Annotated in this window: 11 protein-coding genes; 7 read left to right on the plus strand and 4 right to left on the minus strand. The window is 71.4% G+C overall.

Going from position 1 to position 10,316, the window contains the following annotated elements; translation table 11 throughout:
- Position 1 precedes the first annotated feature (1 nt).
- The 4 genes from ACZ7HQ_RS07985 to ACZ7HQ_RS08000 all read right to left on the minus strand — a co-directional run bounded on the left by ACZ7HQ_RS07985 (position 2) and on the right by ACZ7HQ_RS08000 (position 4,000).
- Positions 2 to 772, minus strand: coding sequence for an MlaE family ABC transporter permease (locus ACZ7HQ_RS07985; protein WP_470986223.1), 771 nt, complete (start codon positions 770 to 772; stop codon positions 2 to 4).
- Positions 769 to 1,698, minus strand: coding sequence for an ABC transporter ATP-binding protein (locus ACZ7HQ_RS07990; protein ID WP_470986226.1), 930 nt, complete (start codon positions 1,696 to 1,698; stop codon positions 769 to 771). Before ACZ7HQ_RS07990 ends, ACZ7HQ_RS07985 begins: the two co-directional genes overlap by 4 nt.
- 128 nt (positions 1,699 to 1,826) lie before the next feature.
- Positions 1,827 to 2,846 (minus strand): RNA polymerase sigma factor, encoded by a 1,020-nt coding sequence (locus ACZ7HQ_RS07995; RefSeq protein ID WP_470986229.1) that lies wholly within the window; start codon positions 2,844 to 2,846, stop codon positions 1,827 to 1,829.
- A gap of 53 nt (positions 2,847 to 2,899) precedes the next feature.
- Positions 2,900 to 4,000, minus strand: a complete 1,101-nt coding sequence (locus ACZ7HQ_RS08000) for a lytic transglycosylase domain-containing protein (RefSeq protein ID WP_470986231.1) — start codon at positions 3,998 to 4,000, stop codon at positions 2,900 to 2,902.
- A 172-nt stretch (positions 4,001 to 4,172) separates the two neighbouring features.
- Between ACZ7HQ_RS08000 and ACZ7HQ_RS08005 the strand changes: the two genes are divergently transcribed.
- The 7 genes from ACZ7HQ_RS08005 to ACZ7HQ_RS08035 all read left to right on the plus strand — a co-directional run bounded on the left by ACZ7HQ_RS08005 (position 4,173) and on the right by ACZ7HQ_RS08035 (position 10,203).
- Positions 4,173 to 4,421 (plus strand): YkoF family thiamine-binding protein, encoded by a 249-nt coding sequence (locus ACZ7HQ_RS08005; protein ID WP_470986233.1) that lies wholly within the window; start codon positions 4,173 to 4,175, stop codon positions 4,419 to 4,421.
- The gene (locus ACZ7HQ_RS08010) at positions 4,418 to 4,786 is read left to right on the plus strand and encodes a helix-turn-helix domain-containing protein (protein ID WP_470986236.1); all 369 of its coding nucleotides are present in this window, start codon (positions 4,418 to 4,420) and stop codon (positions 4,784 to 4,786) included. The genes ACZ7HQ_RS08005 and ACZ7HQ_RS08010 overlap by 4 nt, the downstream gene beginning before the upstream one ends.
- A gap of 148 nt (positions 4,787 to 4,934) precedes the next feature.
- Positions 4,935 to 5,447, plus strand: a complete 513-nt coding sequence (gene uraD / locus ACZ7HQ_RS08015) for a 2-oxo-4-hydroxy-4-carboxy-5-ureidoimidazoline decarboxylase (RefSeq protein ID WP_470986239.1) — start codon at positions 4,935 to 4,937, stop codon at positions 5,445 to 5,447.
- Between the two features lie 4 nt (positions 5,448 to 5,451).
- Positions 5,452 to 5,859, plus strand: a complete 408-nt coding sequence (gene uraH / locus ACZ7HQ_RS08020; RefSeq protein WP_470986241.1) for a hydroxyisourate hydrolase — start codon at positions 5,452 to 5,454, stop codon at positions 5,857 to 5,859.
- 3 nt (positions 5,860 to 5,862) lie between these two features.
- Positions 5,863 to 6,786, plus strand: coding sequence for a factor-independent urate hydroxylase (pucL, locus tag ACZ7HQ_RS08025; protein ID WP_470986244.1), 924 nt, complete (start codon positions 5,863 to 5,865; stop codon positions 6,784 to 6,786).
- A 248-nt stretch (positions 6,787 to 7,034) separates the two neighbouring features.
- Positions 7,035 to 8,420 carry an 8-oxoguanine deaminase gene (locus ACZ7HQ_RS08030; protein WP_470986247.1) on the plus strand — a complete coding sequence of 462 codons (1,386 nt, stop codon included), beginning with the start codon at positions 7,035 to 7,037 and terminating at the stop codon, positions 8,418 to 8,420.
- A 415-nt stretch (positions 8,421 to 8,835) separates the two neighbouring features.
- Positions 8,836 to 10,203 carry a nucleobase:cation symporter-2 family protein gene (locus ACZ7HQ_RS08035; RefSeq protein WP_470986249.1) on the plus strand — a complete coding sequence of 456 codons (1,368 nt, stop codon included), beginning with the start codon at positions 8,836 to 8,838 and terminating at the stop codon, positions 10,201 to 10,203.
- The last annotated feature ends 113 nt before the right edge of the window (positions 10,204 to 10,316 follow it).

Here is a 10,316-nt window from a genome sequence, read left to right on the forward strand (position 1 = left end):
GTTACCCCTTCTGCGGGGCGACCTGGAAGTACACCGCGGTCATCACGAAGTTGGTCACGAACAGCAACATGAAGGTGATCACCACGGACTGGTTGACGGCGTCGCCCACGCCCTTCGGACCGCCCTTCGCGCTCAGGCCCTTGTAAGAGGCGACGATCGCGGCGATCGCCCCGAACACCAGCGCCTTGATCTCGGCCGCCCACAGGTCGGACAGCTGGGCGAGGGTGGTGAAGGACGCCAGGTAGGCACCGGGGGTGCCGTTCTGGAGGACGACGTTGAAGAAATAGCCGCCCGCGACGCCGACCACCGAGACGAGCCCGTTGAGCAGGACGGCCACGACCATCGACGCCAGCACACGCGGTACGACGAGCCGGTGGATCGGGTCGATGCCGAGCACCTGCATGGCGTCGATCTCGTCCCTGATCTTGCGTGCCCCGAGGTCCGCGCAGATCGCCGTGCCGCCCGCGCCCGCGATCAGCAGCGCGGTGACGATCGGCGAGGCCTCGCGCAGTACGGCGAGCACGGACGCGGCACCGGAGAACGACTGCGCCCCGAGCTGCTGGGTCAGACTGCCGATCTGCAGCGCGATGACCGCCCCGAAGGGGATCGAGACCAGCGCCGTCGGCAGGATCGTGACGCTCGCGACGAACCAGGCCTGCTGGATGAACTCCCTTGCCTGGAAGGGCCGTCGGGGCAGCGTCCGGGCGACGTCCAGTGCCATCGCGAACAGGTTGCCCGAGTGCCTGAGCGCACCCGTCGGGGAGAGGCTCATGTGCCCGTCACCCCCGCGCCGTGCAGCTCGGCCTCCCGCCTGGCGATCGCCTCCCAGCGGGGCGGGCGGGTGATGCCCGGACCCGGCAGCAGACGCGGAGTCAGCTCCGGGGGCGGCGGGCCCGCGCCGATCCGGGCCAGCTCCTGCTCGACCTGGGCCGCGTCCTTCTCCTCGGCCATCCCGATCGGCCCCTGCATCCGGCCGTTCAGGAACTGCCGTACGACGGGCTCGTCGCTGGTCAGCAGCTCCTCACGGGGCCCGAACATCACCAGCTCGCGCCGGAACAGCAACCCGATGTTGTCGGGCACCTGACGGGCCGAGGCGATGTCGTGCGTGACGATCAGGAAGGTCGCGTCGATCTGCGCGTTCAGGTCGACGATGAGCTGGTTGAGGTAGGCCACGCGGACCGGGTCCAGGCCCGAGTCCGGCTCGTCGAACAGGATGATCTCCGGGTCGAGCACCAGGGCGCGGGCGAGTCCGGCCCGCTTGCGCATACCGCCGGAGATCTCACCGGGCAGCTTCTGCTCGGCGCCGATCAGCCCGACCATGTCCATCTTCTCGAGGACGATCCGCCTGATCTCGCTCTCGGACCTGCGGGTGTGCTCGCGCAGCGGGAAGGCGATGTTGTCGTACAGGTTCATCGAGCCGAACAGCGCGCCGTCCTGGAACAGCACCCCGAACATCTTCCGCACCTCGTACAGGTCGCGCTCACGCAGCCGCGTGATGTCCCGGCCCGCGACCTTCACCGAGCCGCGCTCCGGCTTCAGCAGCCCGACGAGCGTCTTGAGGAACACCGACTTGCCCGTCCCCGAGGGGCCGAGCATCACCGACACCTCCCCGGCCGGCAACGTCAGCGAGACGTCCTGCCAGATGACCTGGTGACCGAAGGACTTGGTCAGCCCTTCCACGCAGATCTCGACACCCATCCGGTTCCACCCTTCGCCCGTGGAGCAGCTCCGACATCTGCTCTACGGGGACGGGCGGGGCGTCCGTCGCGGCGACCGCAAAATTTTTTTCCGGGCGCGTTTCCGGCGTGCTACGGCGGCTCGACCTGCTACGGCAGGGGGGCGTGCTCCGGCAGCCCGGTGCGCTCCGGCGGCTTCAGGGCCGGCACGGCCGGCGTGGGAACGGGGAGGGAAACGGAGGGCAGGTGCGGCGCCGAGGGGAGCGGCGGCACCGACGGCACCGCGGACTCCGTCGGCAGCTGGGGGAGCGAGGGCGAGGAGACCTTCGGCAGAGGCGGCACGGAGAGCGGCAGGACGGCTTTGCCGGAGGGCGAGCGAGTCGCCGCCCGAGCCGGGGCCGCCGGCCGCCTGTGGGTCCGGGGAGCGGGCGGCTGCCCGGTGCCGTCGGTGCCGTGGGCCGTCCGCGCCGCGCCGGACGCCGCCGGCCGCGGCACCGGAGCCGTCGCGCCCCCGCCGGAGCCCCCGCCCCCGCCGAGCGCGTACGGCAGCACGAAGCCCGCCACCACCAGGGTCGCCGCCGTCGAGCTGACCGCCACGGCCTGCACCTTCCCGCCTCCGCGCGGGCGCCCGCGCCCGATGAGGAAGAGGACGATCCCGAGCGTCCCGGCCAGTGAGGCGCGCAGCGTGCGCCGGGCCCGGGCGAGCAGCGACTCGACGGTCCGGTAGCTGAGCCCCATCCGCACGGCGACCTGGCTCACGTCCAGGTCCTCGGACTTGAGCCGCAGCGCCTCCGCCTGCCGGGCCGGCAGCTCCCCGCTGCGCACCGCGAGCCACCTCGCCTCGGCCCGGTCGCACACCGCCTCCTCGACGGGCACCGGTCCCGGCGCGACGAGCGTGGGGCGGCTGCCCACCTCGGCCTCGCGGTTGACCTGCCGGTACCGGTCGACGCACAGCCGCATCGTCACCGTCGTCAGCCAGGCGCCGAGCCGCTCGTCGTCGAGGTCCGGGCGCTCGGCGGCGCGCAGCATCGCCTCGTGCACGGCGTCCTCGGCGTCCTCCCGGCTCATCGAGCGCCGACGGGCCACCTTGAGCAACTGCTCGCGGTGGCTCCACATGCGCTGCCAGCGCTCGTCGGCGGCTTCCGTGTCCGCAGGCATGTCCGTCGCCATGAGGGCCCCTTCGCACTCACCCGCCGGTCCTGTGCTTCCGGCGGGTGGCGACATTACCGCCGGGTATCCGCGGTTGTGGAGGGGGCGACCCGCATCGTGTTCCAGCTGTTGCCGGTGGTCAGCGGCCCGGCACCGGGCAGCACGCCGCCGGGCGGGATGAGGGTCGGGCCGGGGACGGGGAGGTGGGGCGTCCCGGGCTCCCCGGGGGCGGCGGCCGTGGGAGACGGGGCGGGGGTGGGTGAGGCGGGTGGTGCCGACGGTGTGGGTGACGGCCCGGGACCCGGCTTCCGGCCGCCCGACGGCTTCGGCGAGGGACTCGGGGTCGTCGGTGCCTTCGGGGCCTTCGTGCGGGACGGCTCCGTCCGGTCCCCGGACTCGGCGGGCGCGTCCGGCACCACGCGGTGTCCGCCCAGGTAGTACGCGTACCAGGCCCTGACCGTGCGCAGATAGGCATCCGAGTGGTTGTAGCCGAGGACCGCCCGGTCCAGATCGGCCGGGTCCGACAGGTCCCGGCCGCCCGCGCACAGGTAGCGGCCGGCGGCGAGCGCCGCGTCGTAGACGTTGTCCGGGTCCGCCCGCCCGTCGCCGTTGCCATCCGCACCCCAGTGGGCCCAGGTCGACGGGATGAACTGCATCGGGCCGACCGCACGGTCGTACACCGCGTCCCCGTCGTACGCACCGCCGTCGGTGTCCGGTACGGCGGCGAAGGCGCCGCCCGTCAGCCGGGGGCCCAGGATCGGCGTCACGGTCGTACCGTCCGGGGTGACCCGGCCGCCCCGGGCCTGCCCGGACTCCACCTGGCCGATCGCGGCCAGCAACTGCCAGCGCAGCCGGCAGCCGGGCGCGGTGCGCGCCAGCTCCTCCTCGGCACGCCGGTACGCGGCGAACACGCTCGCGGGCAGGGCGCCGCCCGCCACGGCCCGGGCCGAGGCCGGTCCAGGGGTGCGCAGCGGGGGCAGAGCGGTGCGGTAGGGCGCGTCCCCGGACACGCTCGGCCCCTGCTCGGCGGCGGATGCCGTCTGCCGCGCGGGCTGCCCGGCCTGCGCCGGGACCGCCCCCGGCGCCTGTGACGCGGTCAGCGCGGCCATCGCCGCCGCCGCGATCGCCGAACCCCTGGCACCCCGCAAGGCTCCTTTGCGGTCACGCGTCGTCATCGTTCCGTCCCCTCCCTGCATGGATCCGTCGTCCGCTCTACGCGGCCGGACGGCCGGTCCGTCGCGCGGAGTGGGGGAGTGGGGGAGTGGGGGGTGGGGAGCAGCGGGAGCTGTCAGCTGGAGGACCCGCGGGGGCTGCCGGAAAATCGATGCCGCACGCTAGGTTGAGCTCGTGCGATTGAGAGTGGAGTTCACGACCGAGCCCTTCGACCTGGACGAGGCGCCCGCGCACGCGCTGGCGGCCCGCGAGGTGATCGACGCGGCCGAGCTGGACGCGGTGGACGTCGGCCCGTTCGGCAACACGGCGGAGGGCGGCGCCGACGCGGTGCTGACCGCCGTGGACGCGCTGCTGCGCAGGACCCTGGAAGCCGGTGCCACCCGGATCTCGCTGCAGGTCAACGTGCTCGGAGCGGGCGAGTGACCGGCACCGGGGACGAGTCCTTCATCACGGCCGTGAAGCCGCTGGTCGACGCCATGGGCGGGGAGCTGCTCCCGCCGGACGAGGCCGGCCCCGAGGACGTCGTCCTCGCCTGGGAGGGCGCCGACGTCGTCGCCGTACGCCTGCCCCAGCTGGCCGACTCCCTCGACCACATCCTGGCCGCCATGGAGCGCAGGCAGGGCAAGCCGCTGGCCGACCTGGACCGCAGGTCCAAGCAGGAGATCGTACGGATACTCGAGGCCCGTGGCGCCTTCGCCGTACGGCACGGCGTGGAGACCGTGGCGGGCGCGCTCGGCGTGAGCCGCTTCACCGTCTACAACTACCTCAACCGGGAGAAGGGTCTCTGAGCGGGGGCTGGGGGCTGCCGGAGCAGACGCTGCGGAATCCGCGTCGTTACCCGGAATTTTCAACAAAGTGTTGACGCCGTGTTTCGGAGGGCGTTAGCTGTTCGCAGCCCGTTCAGCACGAAGGCCGAATCCGGCCACGGAGGCTCCCGTGACTTCGACTTCCACGCCCCCGGGCCTGGCCCGGTTCAACGACCTGGAGGAACCCGCGGCCCTCGCCGTCCTCCACGAGGCGTGTGCCTCCACCGAGTGGGCCCGGCGACTGTTCGCCGCCCGCCCCTACGCCACCCCCGACGCGCTCTACGCCGCCAGTGACGCCGCCATGGCCGAGCTCGGCACCGCGGACCTCGAGGAGGCGATGGCGGGGCACCCGCCGATCGGGCGCCCCAAGCCCGGCGACCCGACCTCCGCCCGCGAGCAGCGCGGCATGGCCGGGGCGAGTGAGGAACTCAAGGCCGAGCTGCTCGAACTGAACCTGGCCTACCAGGAGAAGTTCGGCCATGTGTTCCTGATCTGCGCCACCGGCCGGACCGGCGAGCAGATGCGGGACGCGGTCAGGGAGCGGATCGGGAACTCGCCGGAGCAGGAGCGGGAGATCGTCCGCGCCGAGCTGGGCAAGATCAACCGCATCCGACTGGCCCGACTCGTCGAAGAGGACGCCTGACACCATGAGCACCAGCACCACCGCCTCCGTGTCCACGCACATCCTGGACACCTCGATCGGCCGCCCCGCCGAGGGCGTCGCCATCCAGCTCTCCGCCCGCAGCGGCCGCGAAGGGGACTGGCAGGCACTCGGCGGCTCAGCGACCGACGCCGACGGCCGGTGCAAGGACCTGCCGGCCCTGCCGGAGGGGACCACACACGTACGGCTGGACTTCGCCGTCGAGCCGTATTTCGAAGGAAGAACTGCGAACAAGCAAGCCGATGCGCAGCAGGACGCCCCCGCGAATCGGGACAGCGGACCGGCCGTGTTCTTCCCGGAGGTGGCGATCACGTTCGCCGTCGTACCGGGCGAGCACTACCACGTACCGCTGCTGCTCAACCCGTTCGGCTACTCCGTTTACCGAGGGAGCTAGCTAATGCCGACCATCCTGGGACAGAACCAGTACGGCAAGGCCGAGAACCGAGTCGTAAAGATCACGCGGGACGGCGCCACCCACCACATCAAGGACCTCAACGTCTCTGTCGCGCTGAGCGGCGACATGGAGGAGGTCCACTACTCCGGCTCCAACGCCAACTGCCTGCCGACCGACACCACCAAGAACACGGTGTACGCGTTCGCCAAGGAGTACGGCATCGAGTCCGCCGAGCAGTTCGGCATCCACCTCGCCCGCCACTTCGTCACCTCGCAGGAGCCGATCCACCGCGCCCGGATCCGGATCGAGGAGTACGCCTGGGAGCGGATCGAGACCTCCGACGCCAACTCCAAGTTCATCGGCGCCGACGAGGTCAAGCACTCCTTCGTCCGCAAGGGCCAGGAGATCCGCGTCACCCAGATCACCTACGACGGTGAGAAGTGGGAGGTCGTCTCCGGCCTCAAGGACCTCGTCGTGATGAACTCGACGAACTCGGAGTTCTGGGGTTACGTCAAGGACAAGTACACGACGCTCAAGGAGGCGTACGACCGCATCCTGGCGACCCAGGTCTCCGGCCGCTGGCGGTTCAACTGGACCGACGACGAGCAGAAGATGCCCAACTGGGAGAAGTCCTACGAGCAGGTCAAGAAGCACATGCTCCAGGCCTTCGCCGAGACCTACTCCCTCTCGCTGCAGCAGACGCTGTACCAGATGGGGGCGCGCATCATCAACAACCGCAGCGAGATCGACGAGGTCCGTTTCTCGCTGCCGAACAAGCACCACTTCCTGGTCGACCTGGAGCCGTTCGGGCTCAAGAACGACAACGAGGTCTACTACGCCGCCGACCGGCCCTACGGCCTGATCGAGGCGACCATCCTCCGGGACGGCTGTGAGCCGAAGATCCCGGTCGACATGACCAACCTCTGACGCGGGACGCGTGTCCCCGGCCCGGCCGGCCGGGGGCACGCCACACCGGAGGGATCACCATGGCACAGCCTGCGCAGGGGCCCTCGGTGCCGGCGTCATCCCGCCGGCCGCACCGACCTTCTTCCACCGTCTCGGCACCCGGAGCGGCAGCCCCGCCCCGGCACTCAAATCCTCCTAGGGTCCTGCCGTGCCCTCCCCGTGGACACCCCTTCGGTCCACGGGCCGCCACTGAAAGACAAGGAAGCAAGATGGCACCATCGGCAGCCCAGCGCATCGTCATCGAGAACTGTGCGATCGCGACCGTGGACGCGGACGACACGGAGTACGCCTCCGGGCACCTCGTCCTCGCCGGCAACCGCATCGAGTCGGTCGGCGCGGGCCGGGCCCCGGAGGACCTGGAGAACGTGGTGCGCCGGATCGACGGACGCGGCCATCTGGCCACGCCCGGTCTGGTCAACACCCACCACCACTTCTACCAGTGGATCACCCGCGGTCTGGCCACCGACCACAACCTGTTCAACTGGCTCGTCGCGCTCTACCCCACCTGGGCGCGCATCGACGAGCAGATGACGTACGCGGCCGCGCAGGGGTCGCTCGGGATGATGGCCCGCGGCGGTGTCACCACCGCCATGGACCACCACTACGTCTTCCCGCACGGCTCCGGCGACCTGTCCGGCTCGATCATCCGGGCCGCCGCCGAGACGGGCGTCCGCTTCACGCTGGCCCGCGGTTCGATGGACCGCAGCGAGAAGGACGGCGGTCTGCCGCCGGACTTCGCCGTCGAGACGCTGGAGGGCGCGCTCGCGGCGACCGAGGAGACCGTCGGGGCGCACCACGACGCCTCCTTCGACGCCATGACCCAGGTGGCCGTAGCCCCCTGCTCGCCGTTCTCCGTCTCCACCGAACTCATGCGTGAGGGCGCCGAGCTGGCCCGCCGTCTCGGCGTACGGCTGCACACCCACGGCTCGGAGACCGTGGAGGAGGAGAAGTTCTGCCACGAGCTGTTCGGCATGGGCCCGACCGACTACTTCGAGTCCACGGGCTGGCTCGGTGAGGACGTGTGGATGGCGCACTGCGTCCACATGACCGACTCCGACATCGCCGCCTTCGCCCGCACGAAGACCGGTGTCGCCCACTGCCCCTCCTCCAACGCCCGCCTCGCCGCCGGCATCGCCCGCGTCCCCGACATGCTGAAGTCGGGCGTCCCGGTGGGCCTCGGCGTCGACGGCACCGCGTCCAACGAGTCCGGCGAACTCCACACCGAGCTGCGCAACGCCCTGCTGATCAACCGCCTCGGCGCGCACCGCGAGGCCGCGCTGAACGCCCGTCAGGCGCTGCGCCTCGGCACCTACGGCGGCGCCCAGGTCCTCGGCCGGGCCGCGCAGATCGGCTCGCTGGAGCCGGGCAAGCTGGCCGACGTGGTGCTGTGGAAGATGGACACCCTCGCGCACGCGTCCATCGCCGACCCGGTGACCGCGCTGGTCTTCGGTGCGGCGGCCCCGGTCACCGCGTCCTTCGTCAACGGCAGGCAGATCGTGGAGAACGGCCGTCTGCTCACCGTCGACGAGGACGCCGTCGCCCGCAGTACCCGCGAGGAGGCCCAGCGCCTCGCCCGGATCGCCGCCCAGGCCTGATCCGCACCCAGACCCCGGCGGGCCGGCCACCCCCACGGCGGGCCCACCGGACAACTCCGGCGAAGCGGCTGACGCCCGCCCGCCGGAGAAGCCGGCGGCCGCCCCACGGGCGGATGGCCGGCAAACCTGGCGGTCGCCCCGTACGGGCGGTCCGCCACCGGACTCGGCAGGCCGGATCATGCGGCCGGTCTGCCGCGAACGCTCCGGTCGGGAGGGACGGCTCCCGACCGGGGTCCGTGGACCCGAGCGGGGTCCACGGCAGCCGTTCCGGGGCGCGTGTGTACGCACGTGCCCCGGAACGGCACCACTCGACCCGCTCACAGCGCCGCCCCCGTCCCGGTCCCGCACGACCACACGCACCACCTCCATGAAACCCACGTCGGCAAAGACGTGTTAGCCGCTCGGAGGAGCAGCCGTGGCCGCCCATCCTGTTGACGAAAAACTCCCCGCCCTGAAAATGGCGACCAGCGGCCTGCAGCACGTGGCCGCCATGTACGCGGGAGTGGTCGCACCACCCCTGATCGTCGGCGCGGCCGTAGGCCTGTCCGGCACCGAACTCACCTTCCTCACCGGAGCCTGCCTGTTCACCGCCGGGCTCGCCACCTTCCTGCAGACCCTCGGCTTCTGGAAGATCGGCGCCCGGCTGCCGTTCGTCAACGGCGTCACCTTCGCCGGTGTCGCCCCCATGACGGCGATCGTCGCCTCCGCCAAGGACAAGTCCGACGCGCTGCCGGTCATCTTCGGCGCGGTCATCGTCGCCGGCGTCCTCGGCTTCCTCGCAGCCCCGGTCTTCTGCAAGGCCGTCCGCTTCTTCCCGCCCGTCGTCACCGGCTCGGTCATCACCCTGATCGGCGTCTCGTTGCTCCCCGTCGCGTTCGGCTGGGCCCAGGGCCCCGACCCGACGGCGAGCGACTACGGTTCGGGGACCTACCTCACCCTCGCCGGCATCACCCTGGCGATCGTCCTGGTCCTGCGCCGCTTCACCCGCGGGTTCGTCAAGCAGATCGCGGTGCTGCTCGGCCTGATCCTCGGCACACTCATCGCGATACCGTTCGGCGTCACGGACTTCAGCCCCGTCGCCCACGCGGACGTCGTGGGCTTCCCGGCCCCGTTCCACTTCGGCGCTCCGCAGTTCCAGGTCGCGGCGATCCTGTCGATGTGCGTCGTCATGGTCGTCTCCATGACGGAGTCCACGGCCGACATGCTGGCGCTCGGCGAGGTCGTCGAACGCCCCGCGGACGAGAAGACCATCGCCGCCGGCCTGCGCGCCGACACCCTCGGCTCCGCCCTCAGCCCGCTGTTCAACGGCTTCATGTGCAGCGCCTTCGCCCAGAACATCGGTCTCGTCGCCATGACGAGGATCCGCAGCCGCTACGTCGTCGCCGTCGGCGGCGGCTTCCTGGTCCTGATGGGCCTGTGCCCGATGGCCGCCTCGCTCATCGCGGTCGTCCCCCGCCCGGTCCTCGGCGGCGCCGGCGTCGTCCTGTTCGGCTCGGTCGCCGCGAGCGGCATCCAGACCCTCGTCCGGGCCGGGCTGGAGAAGGACAACAACATCCTGATCGTCGCCGTCTCCCTCGCGGTCGGCCTCATCCCCATCACCGCGCCCCACTTCTACCACGCCTTCCCGGGCACCGCGAAGATCGTCCTGGACTCCGGCATCTCCACCGGCTGCGTGACCGCCGTGCTGCTCAACCTCGTCTTCAACCACATCGGGAGGAACCGTGACGCCGAGGACGTCACGCACCCCATGGAATCGGGCCAGGAACTGACGCCCGCGCAGTGAGAACCGGGGGGGGGGGGGGGAAGAGGGTTGGCCCCCACCCGCCACCCCCCCCCCCCGTTTGTGCCCCGTGGGACGCACCCCAGGTCCTGTGCTCTCGTACCCCCACGACCAAA

The organism is Streptomyces sp. NPDC037290 (assembly GCF_055603245.1).